The sequence below is a fragment of the Demequina maris genome (genome assembly GCF_000971155.1).
GTDB lineage: Bacteria > Actinomycetota > Actinomycetes > Actinomycetales > Demequinaceae > Demequina > Demequina maris.
Map to the genome: position 1 here is coordinate 37,769 of NZ_BBLX01000008.1, position 21,270 is coordinate 59,038.

Consider the following 21,270-nt stretch of genomic DNA (forward strand, 5'->3'; position numbering starts at 1 on the left):
AGGGTGTGCCGTGTCGCTCTGCGCCGGTCGCCCATCCCGCCTGTCGGATCGCACCGCGATCAGTCCGTCAGGCGTGCTGGTGCCGACCCGGATGGCGGACCGGTCCGCCATCGATCCGCCCCACGGGTCGGGGCGCGAGCGCCGTCAGCCGCCCAGTAGCGGCACGAACCGGTATTCGCCGTGCTCGGTGACCTCGGCTTCGGCCACAGCGTCCACGGGAGGGACGCCGCGCACCACCCGCAGCATCGTCCCGTCGACCGGCACGACCATCACCCCACCCGGTGACAGCTGTTCCACCAGCTCGCGCGGCAGCCCGTGCGCCATCGCCGACACGAGGATCCGGTCGAACGGCGCCTCGTCGGGCGCCCCGAGGGCCCGTGGCACGGCGGACACGAGCCGCGCCCACGGCACCCCGGCCCCGGCCACGTTCCCGGCCCCGAACTCCACCAGCTCCGGCACGATCTCCGTGCCCAGCACCGACCCCTCGGGCCCCGTGAGCTCCGCCAGCAGAGCCGTGGTCCAGCCCGAGCCTGCGCCGACGTCGAGCACGCGCATGCCGCGGCGCACGTCGAGGAGCATCAGCATGTCGTGGACCGTGCGCGGCTGGCTGTTGGTCTGGCCGTAGCCGATCTGAAGCGGCGCATCGACGTCCGCCGCGTAGCGGGCACCCTCGGGTAGGAAGCGCGTGCGGGGCTGAGCCGCGAAGGCGGCGTCCACGCGGTCCCGGACCGTCATCTCTCCAGCCAACCACCGCCGCGCCGCGAGGGCGCCTCGAGCGACCCGCCGCGCCTCGCTCGGCGGCTCCGCGGCCATAACGATGCACGCAGATCGGGCCCGCCAAGGTCCGCTAGATTGCTCCCCGGCACGCGGATCCTCCGAGGTAACCGCCTCGCTTCGGCGCAGGCGCGGGGCTCGTCGAGTATCCGCGTGGGACGTGCCCGCCTGAGATCGATCAGCGCGGTCGTGGCGCGTCTCGCCCGGTGGAACGGGAGGCGCCGATGAGGGCTGGGGGGAGCCGGATGATGAGTGTGCTGCGCGCTGTGCCGTTCGAGCGGAGGGGGCGGGCGACGACGAACGGGCGGACGATGCGCATCGTCGCGGCGTCCGTCGGTGTGGTTCTCGCGATCGCTTCGGTACCGGTCGGCGCCTCAGGCGCGAGCGCCGCCGAGGCCACCGCGGAGCCGAGCATCGAGCCGAGCATCGAGCCGGGCGTGGAGGCGAGCATCGAGTCGACGGCCACTCCTACGAATCCCGGCGAAGCGCCCTTCGTCGTCGATCGGGGGTCCGTCTCCCTCAAGGTGACCGCGACGTCGGCGTCGTACCTGCGGGTCGTCGGGACGGCCGAGTTCACCTCCACCGGCGATCTCGCACTGCTACCGGATGGCGGACTCGTCGCCACCATCGTCTTCGCCTCCGACGGTGGCGCGCGGCACACGGTGACCGCGGAGCCGGTCCTCGTCTCCGACGAGCACGGCGCGCAGACGTGGACCGTCGCGCTCGAACGGACGTTGGCGACGAGCGGCCGCGTGTCCGTCACGCTTGGCGGCACGGTCGCCAGCGCTCGCTACGACAAGCGGATCACCAGGACGAGCGGGTGGGCCGCCTCGGGGCACCTTTCCCGGACCGCGGGGGACACCTGGAGCCGCAGCATCACCGTGAGCCCGGCGCAGGGTCGCAAGGTCCGGCTCGAGACCCTTCGTGACGGCCGTTGGGTCACCGTCGCGACCGCGCGGACCCGCGACGTCGCGCGCGACACCGTGACCTTCACGTTCAAGGGTGCCGACACGCGCTGGTATGCCACCGGCCGCGGCAAGTACCGCTACCGCGTGGTGGTCCCGGCCACGGCGGCCCTCCAGGCCGCCGGCTCCCGCGAGGTGATCGTGCGGCCGCGCATGGCCTACCGTGCGGCGAGCGGCTTCACCCAGCCGGTGCTCGCGATCGCGCCCCGTCCGGGCGGCTACTCGGTCGGGCCCGGTCGCAACGGCAACAAGGTCAAGGCGATCCAGCGGGCGGTCGGTCTCGGCAGCCGCTGGGAGACCATGGACGCCACCACGGTGGATGCGGTGAGGCGCTTCCAGCGACGCCACGGCCTATCCGCGACCGGGGTGGTCGACAAGCGCACGTGGCTCGCCATGGGCCTGAGCTCCGCGGCCTGGTACGACCTCGGCGGGTACACGCACCCGGTGGTGGCCGATCGCTCCGCGACGCGTGCCGAGCGGATCGAGATCATGATCGCGACGGCCAGGACCTACATCGGCTCGGAGTACGTGTGGGGCGGGTCGGGCAGGCCGAAGGACGGCGCCGACTGCTCGGGCCTCGTGATGCAGGCGATGTACGCGGCCGGCATGCCGACGAGCGGCACGGACGTGGTGCGGCACACCGACCCCGGCTTCCGCACCACGCGCGCGCTGTTCGGCGCCAACTACCAGCACGTCGCGCTGTCGCGGGCCAAGCGCGGCGACCTGATCTTCTTCACGTCGAACGGCGGCACGCCCGCCGGCATCATCCACATGGGCATCTACCTCGGTGGAGGGCAGATGATCGACATGTCGACCACCAGCAACACCACGCAGGTGCGCTCGATCCACGCCCTCGACCGCTACACCGACATCGTCCCCGAGGTGGTGCGGGTCTTCTCGTAGGACCCGCACCGCTGCAGCGGTCCGTTCAGGCGCGCAGCATCACCACGTCGGAGTGGTCCTGGTCGCCCACGCGGTACGTCCGCCCACCGACGACCTCGAAGCCGTGCCGTGCGTAGAACGCCTGCGCGCGGGCGTTGGCGACGTTCGTGCCGAGCCACATCGGCAGGTCGCCGTGCGCGGACGATGCGGCGGTCGCCGCCGCGTCGAGCAGCGCGCTCGCCGCGCCCCCGCCCTGGGCGGAGGCGCGCACGTAGATCTTGGACAGCTCGTGCACGTGCGCGATGTCGACCCCGACGCCGGCGAGGGTCTCCGCGGCGTCCTCGTCGACGCATCGTCCCGTGAGGACGAGCGCGTAGCCCTGCAGGGCCGCGCCGTCGTCGGCGACCACCAGCGTCGCCGCCGGGTCCGCGACCCAGGCCGCGAACGCGTCGGCGTTCAACCGGTCGCGGAGGTGGAGACGGATCGCCCCCGGGTCGGTGCCCGGCGGGCATGCGAGGGGGAAGGTCTCGGCCGCGACCGCGACGAGCGCGGCGACGTCCTCGGCGGACGCCTCACGCACGGTGAGCGTCGTCGTCACGGACGGCTCAGTGGCCGCCGGCGGCGATGTACGCGACGGCGCCGACCACGGCCAGCACCACGGCGCCGAAGCACGCGTACGCGACGACCTTGCGGCCGAGCGACACCTGGCCGTCCTCACCGCGCGCGCCCGGGCCCGCGAGGGACCGCACGCCGAGCGCGAACAGCGTCGGCAGCCCGGCGCCCACGATGAGGCCGAACAGGAGCACGTTGCCCAGGGCCTGCCACTCGATGAACTCGCTCATCGCTGCTCTCCTCGTGCGTCGTGCTCGCGGTCCGCGGGGACCGTCAGGAGCTCCATGTCGTGGTCGACGACGGACTCGGCCACGATCGACTCGTTGTCGGCCTCCGGCTCCCACTCGTCGTTGACGTTGTGGTGGCCCACGGGCTCGCGGCGCGAATACAGCCAGATGCCGAGCGAGACCGCCACGAGCACGGCGAACACGACGTACGAGCCGGCGGTGCCGCCCACCAGTACGTCGAGGCCGTAGGCCGCGGCGCCGACGAGGCCGGCGGCGGGGACGGTGATGAGCCAGGCCATGAACATCCGGCCGGCCACGGACCAGCGGACCGCGGCGCCCTTCTTGCCGACGCCCGAGCCCAGGATCGAGCCGGTCGCGACGTGGGTGGTGGACAGCGAGTAGCCGAAGTGGCTCGACAGCAGGATGACTGCGGCGGACGAGGTCTCGGCGGCCATGCCCTGGCGGGACTCGAGCTCCACGAGGCCCTTGCCGAGCGTACGGATCACGCGCCAGCCGCCGAGGTACGTGCCGAGCGCCATCGCGAGGGCGCAGGACAGGATCACCCAGAACGGGACGCCGGAGTCCTCGGGGACCGCGTCCGCGGCGATGAGCGCCAGCAGGATGATGCCCATCGACTTCTGCGCGTCGTTGGTGCCGTGCGCGAGCGAAACGAGGGAGGCGGAGCCGATCTGGCCCCAGCGGAACATCCGGTCGTTCTGGTCCTCCGGCACGTCGCGCGTGAAGTGCATGACCAGGCGCGTGCCGACCGAGCCGACGAAGATCGCGACCAGCGGGGCGATGAGCGCGGGGATGAGCACCTTCGCGGCGAGGCCGGACCACAGCACGCCCGAGGTGCCCGCCGCAGCGAGGGCCGCGCCGACCACGCCTCCGATCAGCGCATGGGACGAGCTCGACGGTATGCCGAACAGCCAGGTCACGAGGTTCCAGACGATGCCGCCGACGAGTCCGGCGAGGACCACGTCGAGCGTGATGATGCCGGCGTCGACGATGCCCTTGGCGATGGTCGCCGCGACGGTCAGCGACAGGAACGCGCCCACGAGGTTCAGCGACGCGGAGAGGAGCACGGCCTGCTTGGGCTTGAGCGCTCGCGTGGCGATCGAGGTCGCCATGGCGTTGCCGGTGTCGTGGAACCCGTTGGTGAAGTCGAAGGCGAGCGCGGTCAGCACCACGACCGCGAGGAGCAGGGGTTCGGTCACGGGCTCCATTGTGAGGGAAGTTCAGGGGTGATGCGTGGGCACATCGTCACAGGGTGCCCCCGGGGGCACCTCCGATCTGTCCCAAATGGCCACGGTGGCGGCTCTCACCAGGGACGATGCGGCACGTGTGATCTACGTGACGTCCCCGTCGACGTAGAGCCAGCGGCCGTCCTCGCGCACGAACCTGCTGGTCTCGCGCAGCGCGTCCATCGCCAGCACGCCGGTCGCGTGGTGCGCGACGAAGGTGACGGTGCCCGCATCGTCCCCCTCGAGGCCCCGCTCGGTGGCGAGGACCTCGAGCCCTCGCCACTCGACCTCGTCGAGACCGGCGCCCAGGTCGAGCGGCCGGGTCGAGGGGTGCCAGGTGCGCGCCAGGTAGCCGGCGTCGCGGCGAACATAGGCGGTGTAGCGGGAGCGCATGAGCGCCTCCGCGGTGGGTGCCTCGGCCTGCCCCCGCAGGTACGGGCGGCAGCAGTCGGCGAACGATGCGCCGGAGCCGCAGGGGCAGGCCGCGGCCATCAGCGCGCCGTCTCGAGCGCCTCGGTGATCGCCCGGGCGAAGCCGTCGACGTCCTCGGCGGTCGTGTCCCACGCGCACATCCAGCGCGCCTCGACCGTGCCGGGCGTCGCGCCCGCCTGCCAGTCGTAGAAGCGGAAGGCCGCGCGGACGGCGTCCGCGGCGGTGCGGGGCAGCTCGACGAAGACCGCGTTGGACTCGGTCGGCTGGGTGAAGCGGAGCACGCCCGCCTGCGCGAGCGGGGCGAGCGCCTCGCGCAGCCGCGCGGCCATCGCGTTCGCGTGGCGTGCGTTGCGCAGCCACAGCGGGTCGCCCGCGAGGTCGGTCGAGGTGAGCAGCGCGCTCAGCTGCGCGGAGACGTAGCGCATCTTCGACCCGAGCTGCATGGTCGCCTTGCGCAGGTACGGCAGGTCGTGAGCGAGGCTCGAGCGGAGGTCCTCCGCGAGCACCACCACGGCCTCGCCGAGCATTGCGCCGTTCTTGGTCCCGCCGAAGGACAGCACGTCGGCGCCGGCGGTGGCCTCGCGCAGGCTCACGCCGAGCGCGGCGGCCGCGTTGGCGATGCGGGCGCCGTCCATGTGGACGCGCATGCCGAGCTCGTGCGCGGCGTACGTGAGGTCCGCCATCGCCTCGAGCGAGTAGACGGTGCCGAGCTCGGTCGACTGGGTGACGGACAGCACGACGGGCTGCGCGCGGTGCTCGTCGCCGAGGTCGCCGGCGTAGCGTGCGAGCTGGTCGGGGTGCAGCCGGCCGTCGACGGACGGCAGCTGCAGGATCTTGAGGCCGCCGACGCGCTCGGGGGCGCCGTTCTCGTCGACGTTGATGTGCGCGTGCTCGGACGCGACGATGCCGCCCCAGCGCGGGCTCAGGGCCATAAGCGACACGATGTTCGCGCCGGTGCCGTTGAAGACGGGGAAGCCGAGCGCCTGCTCGCCGAAGGTGGAGGCGATGGCCGCGTCGAAGGCCGCGGTGGCGGCGTCGGCGCCGTACGCGACGTCGTGGCCCTCGTTGGCGGCGGCCATGGCGGCCATGACCTCGGGGTGGACGGCGGCGTAGTTGTCGGATGCGAAGTGGACGGTGCGGTTCACCTCAGAAGTCTGTCACGCCCGCGACGCCGCGCTGGCAACCTCAGGGCGGCTACAGCTCCCGCACCCAGCGGGTGCCCTCCGTGCGGAACCCCACCTTCCGGATGTACTCCCGGTCGAGCGCCTCGTGCGTGTCGATCTCGACGCGTCGGAAGCCGGCCGCCGTGAGCGCGCCCGAGTCGCGGTAGACGAACTCGCCCGGCGTGAAGTCGCGGAAGCGCGGCTTCACCCAGTCGAGCTCGACGAGCCCGGTGCCGCCGCCCTCGTCGCGCACCGCGACCACGCCGACCGCCTCGTCGCCACGGGTCACCAGGAACGTCGCGCGCCGCTGCGCGCCGAGCGCCTTGGCCGTGAAGTCGGGCTGGTGCGTCGCGATGTCCTTCGCGTGCACCGCGAGGACGTGCTGCAGGAACGGGTCCTCGGGATCCATGGGGATCACCTTGTAGACGCCGGGGTCGTGGCGCTCGCGGTTGAGCCGGATGATCCAGTACGTGTTGATGATGCTGATCGCCAGGTTCATCGCGAAGAACGGCCAGATCCCGATCACGCCGTTGTAGATCGTCGCCAGCAGCGAGCCGATGAGGTTCATCCAGCGGAAGCGCATCACGCGCGACTGCGTGAGCGACAGCACGACCAGGATGGTGCCGATCCAGCCGATCACCTCGAGCACGGTGTCCATGACCCTCAGCGTAGGCGCGGTGCAGGGACGATGCGCCCCGGGCGTACCCTCGACGGATGGCGGATGCGGTGCGGGTGGATGCGTGGGTGTGGGCGGTGCGCCTGTACAAGACGCGCTCGCAGGCGACCGCGGCGTGCCGCGCCGGCCACGTCCGCATCGACGGCGAGCGCGCGAAGCCCGCCCAGAAGGTCGGCGTCGGCAGCACCGTCGAGGTGCGCGGCGGCGAGCGCCTGCGCATCGTCGAGGTGCGCCAGCTGCTCGCGAAGCGGGTGGGCGCGCCCGTCGCCCAGGCCGCGTACCTGGACCACAGCCCGCCGCCCCCGCCCAAGGAGCTCGCCTCGCCGTTCGGCCAGCGCGACCGCGGCGCGGGCCGGCCCACCAAGCGCGAGCGGCGCGAGATCGACCGCCTCCGCGGACGCACCTCCCGCTGATCCGGCGCCCCGCCGCACGCCCGCCCGTCACGCCTGCTAGACCGGAGGGATGAGCGAGCATCGGGAGCTCGAGGTGAAGCTCGACGCGCCCGCCGGCTGGGACCTCCCCGACCTGGCCGGCAACGCGGACCTGCGCGCCGCCGGGGTCGCGTCCGCCGCGGACCTGCCGCCGCTCGAGCTCGACGCCCTCTACCTCGACACCGCCGACCTGCGCCTCGCGCGCCGCGGCGTGACGCTGCGCCGCCGCACCGGGGACGACGAGCCGGGCTGGCACCTCAAGCTCCCCGCCGCCGACGGCTCACGCACCGAGCTCCAGCGTCCGCTCGCCGCGGGCGACGAGCCTCCGCCCGCCCTCGCGTCGCTGGTGACCGGCCTCGCGCGCGGCGCGCCGCTGGTGCCCGTGGCGCGGCTCGTGACCCGGCGGCGCGTCACCGAGCTGCGGGACGATGCGGGCGAGGCCCTGGTCGCGATCGCGCGCGACGACGTGACGGCGACGCCGCCGGACGGGTCGCGCGCCGCGCGCGAGTGGGCGGAGATCGAGGCGGAGGCCGTCCGTGGGGACGATGCGCTGCTCGCCCGGGTGGTCGAGGCCCTGGTGGAGGCGGGGACCGCCGCCGCATCGTCCCGCCCCAAGCTGGCCCGCGCGCTCGACGTCGAGGAGCGCGCAGCACCGGCCCTGCCCGACCGCCCGACCGCGGGCGACGTCGTCGTCGCCTACCTGCGGACGCAGGTCGACGCGCTCGCCATGAGCGACGCCGGCATCCGGCGGGACCGGCCGGACGCGGTCCACCAGGCGCGGGTGGCGACGCGACGGCTGCGCGCGACGCTCGCGACCTTCGCGCCGCTGCTCGACACGGACGTCACCGAGCCGCTGCGCGACGAGCTGCGATGGTGGGGTCGGGTGCTCGGGGTGGCCCGCGACGCCGAGGTCCGGCGCGCCCGGCTCGAGGCCGCGATCGACGACCTCCCCGGCGGACAGGTCGTGGGACCGGCGCGGGAGGGCCTCGTCGGCGGCGCCGCGACCGGCTACCGCGAGGCGTGGCGGCTCGCGGTCGAGAAGATGAGCGGCGCGCGGTACCTCGCGCTGCTCGACGCCCTCGAGGCGCTGGCGGAGGACCCGCCCCTCACCGCCCGGGCGCAGCGGCCCGCGGACCGCGAGCTGCCCCGCCACGTAAGGCGGGCGTGGAGGCGGGTGCGCCGGAGGCACGACGCCGCGGCGGCCGCTCCCGCCGCGCACCGCGGCGAGCTCCTGCACGACGAGCGCAAGGCCGCCAAGCGGGCGCGCTACGCGGCGGAGGCGGCGGCGCCGGTGCTCGGCCACCGGGCGACGCGGCTCGCGCGCCGCCTCGACCGGGTGCAGGACACGCTCGGCACGCATCACGACGCGACCGCGCTCGCGGACCTCCTGCGCCGGGAGGCCGCGGTCGCCCACGACGCCCACGCGCCGACCTTCACCCACGGCGTGCTGGCCGCCGGCGAGCTCGCTCGCGCCGACCACGCCCTCGACGCGCATCGGGACGCGTGGGAGCGCGCCTCGCGGCCGCGCGTGCACGGCTGGCTGCGGCAGGGGAAGGGGCGCGGGTCGCGCACGGGATGATGGGGGCATGGCGTCCCCGTTCCGCATCATGACCGTCTGCACCGGCAACATCTGCCGCTCCCCGATGGCCGAGGTCGTGCTCAAGGCGCGGCTCGCCGAGGCGGGGCTGGGTGACGCGGTCGAGGTGTGGTCGACCGGTGTGAGCTCCGAGGAGCACGGCAACCCCATCGACCGGCGCGCGTCCGCAGTGCTGCGCGAGGCGGGCTACACCGTGCCGCGCCGCTCCGCGCGGCGGGTGACCGCCGCGGACCTCGGGTCGGCCGACCTGGTGCTCGCGATGACGGCGGGCCACGCGCGCCGCCTACGGGACCTCACGGACCGGCCGGTGGTGCACCTGTACCGCGAGTTCGACCCGGCGGCGCCGGCGGTCGACGGCCTCGACGAGCACCTGCTCGACATCGACGACCCCTGGTACGGCGGCATGGACGACTTCCGCACCACGCTCGCGCAGGTCGAGGCCGGCGCGGGCGGCGTGGTCGCCGCGGCCCGCGAGGCCCTCGCCCGCCGCTGACCGCGGGCGGCCGCCGCATCGTCCCCGCGTCCCACCCGGCCCCGCCGGCCTGGAGGTCGGAGGCATCGCCCGATGGTCCGTCATACAGGTCGGTTGCGACCTGCATGACGGACCGTTGCGACGTCGATCCGTCGCAGAGGCTGGGGCGGTCGACGCGTCCAGCCAGGGACGATGCGCGCTCAGGCCTGCTCGACGGGGTGCGCGCCCCAGATCCGGTCGAGGTAGTCGCGGATCGAGCGGTCCGACGAGAAGAAGCCGCTGCGTGCCACGTTGAGGACCGCGGAGCGGCTCCACGCCTCGTGGTCCGCGTACGCCTCCTCGACGCGCGCCTGCGCGTCCATGTACGAGCGGAAGTCGGCGAGCGCCATGAAGCGGTCCCGCTCCGTGAGGCTCGAGAAGATCGAGCCCGCGGCGCCGTCGCGGTCGCCGCCCGTGAAGGCGCCAGAGGCGATCATGTCGAGCGCCGCCTTCAGCTCCGGGTCGGACTCGTAGTACTCGCCCGGCTCGTAGCCCTTCGACTGCAGCGCGGCGGCCTCGGGCTCGGTCATGCCGAACAGGAAGAAGTTGTCGTCGCCCACGAGCTGGCGGATCTCGACGTTCGCGCCGTCGTCCGTGCCGATGGTGAGCGCGCCGTTGAGCGCGAACTTCATGTTGCCCGTGCCGGACGCCTCCTTGCCGGCGAGCGAGATCTGCTCGGACAGGTCGGCGGCCGGGATCAGGCGCTCGGCGAGCGTGACGTTGTAGTTGGGCGGGAACACCACCTTGAGGCGACCCTGCAGGGCCTCGTCCTCGTTGATGGTGCGGCCCACCGCGTTGATGAGCTCGATCGTCTCCTTGGCGCGGACGTAGCCGGGCGCCGCCTTCGCGCCGAACACGAACGTGCGCGGGGTGACGGACTCGAGCGGCACGCGGCCGGACGTGATGCCCTCGTACAGCGACACGATGTGCAGCAGCTTGAGCGACTGGCGCTTGTACTCGTGGAGGCGCTTGACCATGGCGTCGACCATCGCGTCGCCGGCCAGCTCGAGGCCGTCGCGCACCCACAGCGTCTCCGCGAGCTGGCGCTTGTTGAGGGCCTTGACCTCGCGGAAGCGGCGCCGGAACTCGGCGTCCTCCGCGAGCGGCTCGAGCCCGCGCAGCTGCTCGAGGTCCGTGATCCAGCCGTCGCCGATCGCCTCGGTGATGAGGCCCGACAGGCTCGGGTTCGCGAGGCGCACGAAGCGGCGGGGCGTGACGCCGTTGGTGACGTTGGTGAACTTCTGCGGCCACATCTCCGCGAAGTCGTGCAGCACCTTGTCCGCGAGCAGCTGCGAGTGCAGCTCCGCGACGCCGTTCACCTTGGAGCCGGCGACGGTCGCGAGGTGCGCCATGCGGATCGCCCGCTCGGGCTGCTCCGCGACGATCGACATGCGGCGCACGCGCAGCTCGTCGCCCGGGAACGCCTCGCGGACCTGCTCGAGGAACTCCTCGTTGATCCGGTAGATGATCTCGAGGTGGCGCGGCAGCAGGCGGCCGAGGAGGTCGACCGACCACACCTCGAGCGCCTCGGGCAGCAGCGTGTGGCACGTGTAGTCGAAGACCTGCTGGGTGACGGCCCAGGCCTCGTCCCAGTCCCAGCCGCGCTCGTCGACGAGCAGGCGCATGAGCTCAGGCACGGCGATGACGGGGTGGGTGTCGTTGAGCTGGAAGACGATGCGCTCGGGCAGCCGGTGCAGGTCGAAGTCCTCCGGCAGCACCGTCTCGATGAAGTCGCGCAGCGAGCAGGCCACGAAGAAGTACTGCTGCTGGAGGCGCAGCTCCTTGCCCTGCGGCGTCGAGTCCTCCGGGTAGAGCACCTTGGAGATGTTCTCCGCGAACGTCTGCGCGCGCACCGCCTGGGCGTAGTCGCCGGCGTTGAAGATCTTGAGGTCGAAGGCCTTGGTCGCCTCCGCGCTCCACAGGCGCAGCGTGTTGACGCGGCCGTTGAGGTAGCCGGGCACCATGTAGTTGTAGGGCACGCCCAGGACAGACCAGGCGGGCACCCAGCGGCGGCCCTCGCCCTCCTCCTCGACGTGGCCGCCGAAGCTCACCTCGACCGCGTTCTCCGGGTGGACGATCTCCCACGGCGAGCCCATCGCGAGCCAGTTGTCCGGCTTCTCGACCTGCTTGCCGTCGACGAACGTCTGACGGAAGATGCCGTACTCGTAGCGGATGCCGTAGCCCACCGAGGGCACGTTGAGCGTGGCGAGCGAGTCGATGAAGCACGCGGCCAGGCGTCCGAGGCCGCCGTTGCCGAGGCCCGGCTCGACCTCGATGCCGCGCAGCTCCTCGATGTCGATGCCGAGGTTCGCGAGCGACTGCGCCGCGATGTCCTCGAGACCCGCCGCGAGCAGGTTGTTCTCGAGCTGCGGGCCCAGCAGGAACTCGGCTGAGAGGTAGGCGACGGACTTGGACTGCGTCTCGTACTGGTGGCGCAGGTTCACGAGCCAGCGGGCCGCCAGGTAGTGGCGCACGGTCCGCGCGAGCGCGAGGTACTTGTCGTTCGCCGAGGCGCGGTACAGGTCGGTGCCCTGTCCGAAGTTGATCTCGTGGAGGAAGTGCCAGGTGAAGGCCTCGACGGTGTGGTCGGGCGCGGCCATGGGGGGCGGGAAGTCGTTCACACTGGCCAATGTAAGCGTTATCCGGGGCCCACGCCCAGGACGTCTCGCACATTTAACATTCGTCCCGCGCGCGGGCGTGGGCAGGGACGATGCGCGCCGGCACGGGCGCGTCGCGCCCGCGGGCCGGTAGCGGCGCATCGTCCCGGCACGGCAGACTGGCGCCCATGCGCGGCATCATCCTCGCGGGCGGCTCAGGGACGCGCCTGCACCCGATCACCCAGGGCGTCTCGAAGCAGCTGCTGCCGGTCTACGACAAGCCGCTGGTCTACTACCCGCTGTCGACCCTGCTGCTCGCGGGCATCCGCGAGGTGCTCGTCATCTCCACGCCGCACGACCTGCCGCAGTTCCGGCGCCTGCTGGGCGACGGCTCGCAGTTCGGCATCCGCCTCGAGTACGCCGAGCAGCCCCGCCCGGAGGGGCTCGCGCAGGCCTTCACGATCGGCGCGGACTTCATCGGCGACGAGCCCGTCGCGCTCGTGCTCGGCGACAACGTCTTCTACGGGCCGGGCCTCGGCCTGCACCTGCAGCGCTTCGAGCGCATCGAGGGCGGCGCGATCTTCGCCTACCGCGTCGCGGACCCGCGCGCGTACGGCGTGGTCGAGTTCGACCCCGACGGTCGCGCGCTGTCGCTCGAGGAGAAGCCCGAGCACCCGAGGTCCGAGTTCGCCGTGCCGGGGCTGTACTTCTACGACAACGAGGTGGTCGAGATCGCGCGGTCGATCCGGCCGTCGCCGCGCGGCGAGTACGAGATCACCGACGTCAACCGCGAGTACCTGTCGCGGGGCCGGCTGCACGTCGAGGTGCTGCCGCGCGGCACCGCGTGGCTGGACACCGGCACCTTCGACTCGCTGCTCGAGGCGAGCCAGTTCGTGCAGGCGGTGGAGCGCCGCCAGGGTCTCAAGATCGGCGCGCCCGAGGAGATCGCGTGGCGCCGCGGCTTCCTCACCGACGACGAGCTGCGCGCCCGCGCCGAGGGGCTCGTGAAGTCCGGCTACGGCCAGTACCTCCTCGACCTGCTCGCGCGCGAGCGGGCCGCCGCGGGGGCCGTCCGATGAGGCTGCTGGTCACCGGCGGTGCCGGGTTCATCGGCGCGAACTTCGTGCGGCTGACGCTGGAGCTGCGTCCCGAGGTGACGGTGACCGTGCTGGACCTGCTCACGTACGCGGGGAACTCGGCGTCGCTGCCGGACGACCCCCGGGTGACGCTCGTCAAGGGCGACATCGCCGATCCGGAGATGGTCGACACGCTCGTGGCGGAGGCGGACGCGGTGGTGCACTTCGCCGCGGAGTCGCACAACGACAACTCGCTGGACGACCCGTGGCCGTTCGTGCACACCAACCTGGTGGGCACGTTCCAGCTGCTCGAGGCGGCCCGTCGTCACGGCGTGCGCTTCCACCACGTGTCCACGGACGAGGTCTACGGCGACCTGCCGCTCAAGGGCGGGGAGCGCTTCACGCCGGACACGCCGTACCACCCGTCGTCGCCGTACTCCTCGACCAAGGCCGGCTCGGACCTCATGGTCCGCGCCTGGGTGCGCTCGTTCGGGCTGCAGGCGACCATCTCGAACTGCTCCAACAACTACGGGCCCCTCCAGCACGTGGAGAAGTTCATCCCGCGCCAGATCACCAACCTGCTGGACGGCGTCAGGCCCAAGCTGTACGGCGCGGGCCTGAACGTGCGGGACTGGATCCACGTCGACGACCACAACCGGGCCGTGTGGACCATCCTCGAGCATGGTCGGATCGGCGAGACGTACCTCATCGGCGCCGACGGCGAGGTCGACAACAAGACCGTCATCGAGACCATCCTCGAGCTCATGGGCCACGAGCCCACCGACTACGAGCACGTCGCCGACCGGCCCGGCCACGACCTGCGCTACGCGATCGACGCGACCAAGCTGCGCGAGGAGCTGGGCTGGGAGCCCGTCTACGGCGACTTCCGCGCGGGCCTCGCCGCGACCATCGCCTGGTACCGGGCGAACGAGTCGTGGTGGCGCCCCCAGAAGCTCGAGACCGAGCTCAGGTACCAGCGCCTCGGACGCTAGGCCGCCTCAGCCGAGCACGCGGCGGAAGAGCGCCCGGTAGTCCTCGCCCACGGCCTCGACGGAGTACTGGCGCGAACGCACGCGTGCGGCGGCGCCGAGCGCGGCGCGCAGCTCCTGGTCCTCGGCGAGCACCTCGAGGCTGCGCGCGAGGGCGTCCGCGTCGCCCTCGGGCACCAGCACCCCGGAGCGGCCGGGCTCGATCGCCTCGTTGAGGCCCGGCAGGTCGGACGCGATGACGGCGCAGCCGGCGCCCATCGCCTCGAGCATCGCGACGGGCAGCCCGTCCTGGTCGCCCGATGCGGCACGGCGGGACGGGAACACCGCGATGCCGGCGCGCGCGAGCACCGCGTCCAGGTCCTCGCGGCCCAGCTGCCCGCGGAACGTCACCGGCAGCCCCTCGGCGAGCGCCTCGAGCCGCGCGCGCTCGGGGCCGTCGCCCACGATCGTGAGGTCGATGCGCGCCCGCGAGCGGCGCATCGCCTCGAGCAGCACGTCGAAGCCCTTCTTCTCCACCAGGCGGCCCACCGCCAGCAGGTGGACCGGATGCTTCCAGGTCGCCGGCTTCGACACCTGTCGGTCGTCGTGGTCGACCTGCACGAAGCGCGCGCCCATGGGGATGACGTGCGTCGTGGCCGGGTCCGCGCCCAGCGCGAGCACGCGCTCGCGCATGTCGGCGTTCATCACCGTGACCGCCGCCGCGTCCCGCACCACGCGCGACTTCTCCGCGCGGGCGGGGCCGTTGTCGAGCGCGTAGAGGTCGCCGCCGAGCGTCGTCACGACCGTCGGCACGGAGCGCGCGACGCGGTGCGCGACGATGCCCTGCGGGATGATCCAGAACGCATGGACCGCATCCGGCCGGAAGTCGCGCATCTCGCGGCGGACCGCGGCGGCCATGCCTCCCAGCAGGAACGGCACCTGCGCCAGCCGCGACCGGCGGGTGCGCACGTTCTCGAGGATCGCGCCGTCCGCGAGGTCCTCCCAGCGCGACGGGAAGTAGCGGTAGCGGACCACCTCGACGGAGTCGCCGAGGCGCTCGCGCGCGGCGCCGCCCGGGACCGCGGGGGCGAGCACGCGCACGTCGAACTCCCGGCCCAGCTCGCGCGACAGGTCCGCCACGAAGGCGGGCGTCCCGTCGCCGATCCTTGCGGGCAGCGTCGACGTCAGGACGAGCACGCGAGGCGCGGCCATAGGATGACATCCGATACGTCGAGGGGCGGGTGGGTGAGCACAGTGTATGACGTCGCCGTGGTCGGCTCCGGCGGCTTCCTCGGCTCGGCGATCCGTGCGGGCCTTGCCGCGCGCGGCGCCCGCGTCACCGGTTTCACCAGGCAGGATCCTGTCCTCGTGGACGATGCGCTGGCCCCGCGGGCCGCGGACGTGCCCGTGATCGTGTGGGCCGCGGGAGGCGTCACGCCGACCGTCGCGGCGGAGGAGCCGGACGTCGTCGCGGCCGAGCTGGACGGCTTCCGGGCCTTCGCGGCGGTCGCCGCCGCGCGCCCGGCCCCGCCGCGCATCGTGCTGCTGTCGTCGGGCGGGGCGGTCTACGGGCGGCCCGCCGTGCCGCCGTACGCGGAGTCCGACGCCCCCGCGCCGCCGAACGCGTACGGCGCGTACAAGCTCACGCAGGAGCGCATCCTCGCGGAGGCGGGCCTCGAGTCCACCGCGGTCCGCATCGCGAACGCGTACGGCCCGGGCCAGCGCGGCGCGCACGGCCAGGGTGTGCTCGCGATCTGGATGCGCGCCGTCCGCGCGGGCGAGGCCATCACGCTGCTCGGCGACGGTGCCGTCGCGCGGGACTACGTCCACGTCGACGATGTGGTGGACGCCGTCGCGCGCATCGTCGGGGCGTCCGCGCCGCCGTCGGTCGTGAACGTCGGGTCGGGCGTGCCGACCTCGCTCGCCGCGCTCCTCGACCTGCTGGGCGAGGCCGTCGGCCGCGACCGCATGCGGGTCGACCGGCGGCCCTCGCGGGGCGTGGACCCGGACTCGACCTGGCTCGACGTGACGCTCGCGCGCGACGCCCTCGGCTGGGAGCCGCGGGTCGCGCTCGCGGCCGGCATCGCCGACATGTGGGAGCGGCAGCTGTGATGAGGCGCGCGCTGCGGTGGGGCTTCCTCGCGGTCGCGGTCGGCCTGCTCGGCTGGGCCGTGGTGTCGAACTGGGACCAGGTGTCCGCCGCGCTGCGCGAGCTCACGTGGGGCGCCATCGCGGGATCGCTCGTCGCGTGCATGGTCGCGCTCGGGGTCAACGCGATGTCGTGGCGCGCGGTGATGCGCGCGATCGGCCTCGACACGACCGTCGCGGAGGCCATGCGGGTGTTCCTGCTGTCGCAGGTCGGCAAGTACGTGCCCGGCTCGGTGTGGCCTGTGATCGCGCAGGCGGAGTTCGCGCGCGACCACGGCGTCAGCCGGCCGCGCGCGATGACGGGATCGATCGTCGCGATGGTCGTGGGCGTCGTGACGTCCGCCGTGGTGGGCGCGGTGGGCCTGGTGCTCGCCGTGCCGGACGCGCTCGCGGCCTACTGGTGGGTGCTCGTGGTCGCCGCGGCGCTCGCGGCGCTGCTCGTGCCGCCCGTCCTCGCACGGATCGTCACGCTCGCGTTCCGGGTGACGCGCCGCACCGAGGCGCCCGCGCACGTCGGCGGGCGCGCGCTGCTCGCCTCGGCGGCCTGGTCGACCCTCATGTGGGTGGTGCTCGGCGTGCACGCGTGGCTGCTGCTGCGCGAGCTCGCCCCCGGCGCGGGGCTCGCGGTCGCGACCGGGGCGTTCGCCTTCGCGTGGCTGGTGGGCTTCCTCGTGGTCGTGGCGCCCGCCGGCGCCGGCGCCCGCGAGGCGGCGCTCGTGCTCGCGCTGGCGCCCGTCGCGACGCCCGCGCAGGCGCTCAGCCTCGCGCTCGTGAGCCGCTTCCTCATGACCGCCGCCGACGCGGCCGGGCTCGGCGTGGGAATCACTATCGGCGCGCGACGTCGGGCTGTCGCGTCGCCGCCGGACGGGTCGGCTCCGCCGGAGGCGTGACCGCGGGGCCCTGCCCCGGATCGTCCCCGGCCACCGCCGCGTCGTCCGCAGCCGCATCGTCCGCCGCCGCGTCGACCGCCGACACGGCGGGCCGCACCGGCCCGTACTGCTGCTCCTTGAGGCGCTCGAGCTGGTCCTCCGCGAGGATGCGGTTGGTCTTGAGCAGGTCGGACAGCACCCCCAGCGCCACCGCGATGAGCGCGCCCGAGATGAGCGCGCCTCCGAGCATGAGCGACTGGATGTGGTTGCCCTCGTCGCCGAGCGCCCGCAGGATGCCGAAGCGCACGTACGGGAACACGCCGAGCACCCCGAACAGCGTCGCGAGCGAGGCGAAGATCCCCCACGGCCGGAACATGATGTACGAGCGCAGGATCGCCTGGCCCGACTTGGCCATGTGCTCGAACATGTTCGAGAACAGGCGCGACTCGCGGGTCTTCGGGTTGGTGTCGATGGGCACCGACGTGATGGCGAGGCGCTTGTTGCCCGCCTGGATGATCGTCTCCATCGTGTAGCTGAACTGCGTGACGATGTTGAGCCGGTACAGCGCGAAGCGCGAGTAGGCGCGGAAGCCCGAGGCGGCGTCGGGCAGGTCCGTGCCGGCGGCGCGGTTGACCACCCACGACCCGAAGCGCTGCATCGTCTTCTTGAACGCGGAGAAGTGCGCGATCTTGTGCGTCTGGCGGTCGCCCACCACGATCTCGGCCTCGCCCGCGAGGATCGGCGCGACGAGGTCGCCGATGCGCTCCTGCGGGTACTGGTTGTCGCCGTCGGTGTTGACGACGATGTCCGCGCCGTGGCGCAGCGCGTGGTCGACCCCGTCGCGGAACGAGCGGGCCAGGCCCATCGTGCGCGCGTGGCGGATCACCGTCGCGCCGTGGGCGCGCGCGACCTCGGCGGTGCGGTCCGTCGAGCCGTCGTCGATGACGAGCACGTCGAGCACGTCGACGCCCGGGATCGACTCGGGGATCGACGCGAGCACGAGCGGCAGCGTCGTCTCCTCGTTCAGGCACGGGATCTGGATGGTGACCTTCACGCCCCCAGGCTAGTGCCCCCGCACGGGGCGGACGCCGAGCGGGCCTCCCGCGCCCCGCGCCGGTGTCCGGTTCGCCACACCGCAGTCGAGCACCGGGCACGATGCGCAAGAATGGGCCGGTGACCTCCTTCGCCGACCGCCACATCGGACCCGACGCCCCCGCCCTCGAGACCATGCTCGCCGCCGTCGGGCATGCCTCCCTGGACACGCTCGTCGATGCCGCGGTGCCGGCCTCGATCCGCGGCGACGACGTGCTCGTGCTGCCCGAGCCGCGCTCGGAGGCGGAGGTGCTGGCCGCGCTGCAGGGCCTCGCGGCCCGCAACACCGTGCACGTGTCGATGATCGGCATGGGCTACCACGACACGATCACGCCGATGGCGATCCAGCGGAACGTGCTCGAGAACCCGGCCTGGTACACGGCCTACACGCCGTACCAGGCGGAGATCTCGCAGGGCCGCCTCGAGGCGATGCTCAACTTCCAGACGATGGTCGCGGACCTCACCGCGCTGCCGGTCGCCGGCGCGTCCCTCCTTGACGAGGCGACCGCGGTGTCCGAGGCCGTCCTGCTGATGCGCCGTGCGGTCCGCGGCAAGGACGGCGGGCGCATCGTGCTCGACGCCGAGTGCCTGCCGCAGACCATCGCGGTGGTGCGCGCGCAGGCCGAGGCGATCGGGCTGCCGCTCGAGGTGCAGGAGCTCGGCGAGGGCTGGGAGGCGCCCGACGACCTCGTCGGCCTCGTGATCCAGCAGCCGGGCCAGACCGGCGTCGTGCGCGACATCAGCGGCCTCATCGACCTCGCCCACGAGGTCGGCGCGCTCGTCACGGTCGCCGCCGACATCCTGTCGCTGTGCGTCATCAAGGCGCCGGGCGAGCTGGGTGCGGACATCGCGGTCGGCTCGACGCAGCGCTTCGGCGTCCCGCTGTTCTTCGGCGGTCCCCACGCCGCCTACATCGCCGTGCGCGAGGGCCTCGAGCGCCAGCTCCCAGGCCGCCTCGTCGGTGTCTCGGTCGACGCCGACGGCGACCCCGCGTACCGCCTCGCGCTGCAGACCCGCGAGCAGCACATCCGCCGCGACAAGGCGACGTCGAACATCTGCACCGCGCAGGCGCTGCTCGCGGTGATCGCGAGCTTCTACGCCGTGTACCACGGCCCCGACGGCCTGCGCGAGATCGCGCTGCGCGTCCACACCATGGCCTCGACCCTCGCCGACGCGCTCCGCGCGCGCGGCGTGAAGGTCCGCCACGCGCACTTCTTCGACACCATCGTGGTCGAGGTGCCGCGCGGCGCGGACTCCGTCGTCGCCCGCATCGCGGCCCGCGGCATCAACGTGCGCCGCCTCGACGCCGACGCCGTCGCGATCGCGTGCGACGAGCGCACCACCCCCGAGATCCTCACCGCGCTGCTCGAGGCCATCCTCGACCGCCGCGCCGAGCGTCCCGTCTACACGGGCCCGACCGTGACCATCCCGGTGGCCCTGCGCCGCACCTCGGACTACCTGCAGCACCCGATCTTCAGCGCGCACCGGTCCGAGACGTCGCTCATGCGCTACATGCGCCGGCTCGCGGACCGCGACCTCGCGCTCGACCGCACGATGATCCCGCTGGGCTCGTGCACGATGAAGCTCAACTCCGCCGTCGAGATGGCGGCCGTGAGCTGGCCCGGCTTCGCGCAGATCCACCCGTTCGCGCCCGCCGACCAGACCGCGGGCTACCGGGAGATGATCTCGCAGCTCGAGGGCTGGCTCGCCGAGATCACCGGCTACGCAGCGGTGTCCGTGCAGCCCAACGCCGGCTCGCGCGGCGAGTACGCGGGCCTGCTCGCGATCCGGGAGTACCACCGCTCGCGCGGCGAGTCGGACCGCGACATCTGCCTCATCCCCGCCTCGGCGCACGGCACCAACGCGGCCTCGGCGGTGCTCGCCGGCATGCGCGTCGTCGTGGTCGCGACCGCCGCGGACGGCGAGGTCGACCTCGCCGACCTGCGCGCGAAGCTCGCGCTCAACGACGGCAAGGTGAGCTGCATCATGATCACCTACCCGTCGACGCACGGCGTCTACGAGGAGCACGTGGGCGAGGTGTGCGCCGCGGTGCACGACGCCGGCGGCCAGGTCTACATCGACGGCGCGAACCTCAACGCGCTCGTCGGCGTCGCCAAGCCCGGCCACTTCGGCGGCGACGTGTCGCACCTCAACCTCCACAAGACGTTCGCCATCCCGCACGGCGGCGGCGGCCCCGGCGTGGGCCCGGTCGCGGTCGCGCCGCACCTTGTGCCGTTCCTCCCGCGCTCGCTGGCGGCGGTGCAGTCGCCCGCCGAGCTCGCCCGCGAGGGCGCGCCCGTGTCGTCGGCGCCGTACGGCTCCGCCGGCGTGCTGCCGATCTCGTGGGCGTACATCGCGCTCATGGGCCACGGCGGCCTGCGCCGCGCGACCGAGACCGCGGTGCTCGCGGCCAACTACGTCGCCACCCGCCTTCAGGACCACTACCCGGTGCTGTTCCGCGGCCCCGGCGGCCTGGTCGCGCACGAGTGCATCCTGGACGTGCGCCCGCTGACCAAGGCGACGGGCATCACGGCCGAGGACATCGCCAAGCGCCTCATCGACTTCGGCATCCACGCGCCCACCATGTCGTTCCCCGTCGCGGGCACGCTCATGGTCGAGCCCACCGAGTCCGAGGACCTCGTCGAGATCGACCGCTTCATCGACGCGATGGTGACGATCCGCGAGGAGATCGCCGCCGTCGAGCGCGGCGACATCGCCGCGGCGGACTCGCCGCTGCGCCACGCGCCGCACACCATGGCGATGGTCGTCGCGGACGGCTGGGACCAGGCGTACCCGCGCGAGCAGGCCGCGTTCCCGGTGCCGTCGCTGCGCCTCGACAAGTACTGGTCGCCGGTGCGCCGCATCGACAACGCGCACGGGGACCGGAACCTCGTCTGCGCGTGCCCGCCGCTCGATGAGTACGAGGCCTGAGGCACGGCCCCGCGCACCGCCGTCGCGGGCGGTCCGATGGCTACGCTGTCGGCATGAGCCCGTCGCCGTCACGCC

Annotated in this window: 19 protein-coding genes; 9 read left to right on the plus strand and 10 right to left on the minus strand. The window is 73.2% G+C overall.

Annotated features, from left to right (window positions below):
* Window positions 1–144: 144 nt before the first annotated feature.
* A complete protein-coding gene (locus AOM02_RS10400; RefSeq protein ID WP_062299087.1) occupies window positions 145–735 on the minus strand; it encodes a protein-L-isoaspartate O-methyltransferase family protein in 591 nt (196 codons plus the stop codon).
* A gap of 350 nt (window positions 736–1,085) precedes the next feature.
* Between AOM02_RS10400 and AOM02_RS10405 the strand changes: the two genes are divergently transcribed.
* Entirely contained in the window at window positions 1,086–2,642 is a 1,557-nt protein-coding gene (locus tag AOM02_RS10405) for an NlpC/P60 family protein (protein ID WP_062299088.1), read from the plus strand.
* A 25-nt stretch (window positions 2,643–2,667) separates the two neighbouring features.
* Here AOM02_RS10405 and AOM02_RS10410 read toward each other — a convergent pair whose 3' ends face one another.
* The 6 genes from AOM02_RS10410 to AOM02_RS10435 form a co-directional block, all read right to left on the minus strand.
* The gene (locus AOM02_RS10410; protein ID WP_062299089.1) at window positions 2,668–3,219 is read right to left on the minus strand and encodes a GNAT family N-acetyltransferase; all 552 of its coding nucleotides are present in this window, start codon (window positions 3,217–3,219) and stop codon (window positions 2,668–2,670) included.
* Window positions 3,220–3,226: 7 nt separating this feature from the next.
* Window positions 3,227–3,463, minus strand: a complete 237-nt coding sequence (locus AOM02_RS10415) for a hypothetical protein (protein ID WP_062299090.1) — start codon at window positions 3,461–3,463, stop codon at window positions 3,227–3,229.
* On the minus strand, window positions 3,460–4,686 hold the full coding sequence (locus AOM02_RS10420; RefSeq protein WP_082105031.1) for an inorganic phosphate transporter: 1,227 nt from the start codon (window positions 4,684–4,686) through the stop codon (window positions 3,460–3,462). The genes AOM02_RS10415 and AOM02_RS10420 overlap by 4 nt, the downstream gene beginning before the upstream one ends.
* Window positions 4,687–4,809: 123 nt before the next feature.
* Window positions 4,810–5,196: a YchJ family protein gene (locus AOM02_RS10425; RefSeq protein ID WP_062299091.1), complete on the minus strand. Its 387-nt coding sequence runs from the start codon at window positions 5,194–5,196 to the stop codon at window positions 4,810–4,812.
* Window positions 5,196–6,281 carry a threonine aldolase family protein gene (locus AOM02_RS10430; RefSeq protein ID WP_062299092.1) on the minus strand — a complete coding sequence of 362 codons (1,086 nt, stop codon included), beginning with the start codon at window positions 6,279–6,281 and terminating at the stop codon, window positions 5,196–5,198. The genes AOM02_RS10425 and AOM02_RS10430 overlap by 1 nt, the downstream gene beginning before the upstream one ends.
* Before the next feature lie 49 nt (window positions 6,282–6,330).
* Window positions 6,331–6,957 (minus strand): hypothetical protein, encoded by a 627-nt coding sequence (locus AOM02_RS10435; protein ID WP_062299093.1) that lies wholly within the window; start codon window positions 6,955–6,957, stop codon window positions 6,331–6,333.
* 56 nt (window positions 6,958–7,013) lie between these two features.
* Between AOM02_RS10435 and AOM02_RS10440 the strand changes: the two genes are divergently transcribed.
* The 3 genes from AOM02_RS10440 to AOM02_RS10450 are packed head-to-tail and all read left to right on the plus strand — an operon-like array spanning window position 7,014 to window position 9,496.
* Entirely contained in the window at window positions 7,014–7,388 is a 375-nt protein-coding gene (locus AOM02_RS10440) for an RNA-binding S4 domain-containing protein (protein ID WP_062299094.1), read from the plus strand.
* Window positions 7,389–7,437: 49 nt separating this feature from the next.
* Window positions 7,438–8,985 carry a CYTH and CHAD domain-containing protein gene (locus AOM02_RS10445; protein ID WP_062299095.1) on the plus strand — a complete coding sequence of 516 codons (1,548 nt, stop codon included), beginning with the start codon at window positions 7,438–7,440 and terminating at the stop codon, window positions 8,983–8,985.
* A 7-nt stretch (window positions 8,986–8,992) separates the two neighbouring features.
* Window positions 8,993–9,496 carry a low molecular weight protein-tyrosine-phosphatase gene (locus AOM02_RS10450; protein ID WP_062299096.1) on the plus strand — a complete coding sequence of 168 codons (504 nt, stop codon included), beginning with the start codon at window positions 8,993–8,995 and terminating at the stop codon, window positions 9,494–9,496.
* Between the two features lie 179 nt (window positions 9,497–9,675).
* Here the strand turns inward: AOM02_RS10450 and AOM02_RS10455 are convergent, their stop codons facing one another.
* Window positions 9,676–12,114: a glycogen/starch/alpha-glucan phosphorylase gene (locus AOM02_RS10455; RefSeq protein WP_156156187.1), complete on the minus strand. Its 2,439-nt coding sequence runs from the start codon at window positions 12,112–12,114 to the stop codon at window positions 9,676–9,678.
* A 185-nt stretch (window positions 12,115–12,299) separates the two neighbouring features.
* Here AOM02_RS10455 and rfbA point away from each other — a divergent pair, with 185 nt between their 5' ends.
* The gene (gene rfbA, locus AOM02_RS10460) at window positions 12,300–13,190 is read left to right on the plus strand and encodes a glucose-1-phosphate thymidylyltransferase RfbA (protein WP_062299098.1); all 891 of its coding nucleotides are present in this window, start codon (window positions 12,300–12,302) and stop codon (window positions 13,188–13,190) included.
* Window positions 13,187–14,179 (plus strand): dTDP-glucose 4,6-dehydratase, encoded by a 993-nt coding sequence (gene rfbB / locus AOM02_RS10465; protein ID WP_062299099.1) that lies wholly within the window; start codon window positions 13,187–13,189, stop codon window positions 14,177–14,179. The genes rfbA and rfbB overlap by 4 nt, the downstream gene beginning before the upstream one ends.
* A 6-nt stretch (window positions 14,180–14,185) precedes the next feature.
* On the opposite strand, the gene AOM02_RS10470 is transcribed toward rfbB, so the two are convergent.
* A complete protein-coding gene (locus AOM02_RS10470) occupies window positions 14,186–15,367 on the minus strand; it encodes a glycosyltransferase (protein ID WP_062299100.1) in 1,182 nt (393 codons plus the stop codon).
* 33 nt (window positions 15,368–15,400) lie between these two features.
* Between AOM02_RS10470 and AOM02_RS10475 the strand changes: the two genes are divergently transcribed.
* Together AOM02_RS10475 and AOM02_RS10480 are read left to right on the plus strand one after the other, a co-directional pair.
* Complete coding sequence (locus AOM02_RS10475; RefSeq protein ID WP_169746623.1) at window positions 15,401–16,267, plus strand: NAD-dependent epimerase/dehydratase family protein; 867 nt, start codon at window positions 15,401–15,403, stop codon at window positions 16,265–16,267.
* The gene (locus tag AOM02_RS10480; RefSeq protein WP_062299102.1) at window positions 16,267–17,193 is read left to right on the plus strand and encodes a lysylphosphatidylglycerol synthase domain-containing protein; all 927 of its coding nucleotides are present in this window, start codon (window positions 16,267–16,269) and stop codon (window positions 17,191–17,193) included. The genes AOM02_RS10475 and AOM02_RS10480 overlap by 1 nt, the downstream gene beginning before the upstream one ends.
* Here the strand turns inward: AOM02_RS10480 and AOM02_RS10485 are convergent.
* Entirely contained in the window at window positions 17,129–18,226 is a 1,098-nt protein-coding gene (locus AOM02_RS10485; protein WP_062299103.1) for a glycosyltransferase family 2 protein, read from the minus strand. The genes AOM02_RS10480 and AOM02_RS10485 overlap by 65 nt on opposite strands.
* A gap of 101 nt (window positions 18,227–18,327) precedes the next feature.
* Here AOM02_RS10485 and gcvP point away from each other — a divergent pair, with 101 nt between their 5' ends.
* Window positions 18,328–21,195, plus strand: coding sequence for an aminomethyl-transferring glycine dehydrogenase (gene gcvP, locus AOM02_RS10490; RefSeq protein ID WP_062299104.1), 2,868 nt, complete (start codon window positions 18,328–18,330; stop codon window positions 21,193–21,195).
* Window positions 21,196–21,270 lie beyond the last annotated feature (75 nt).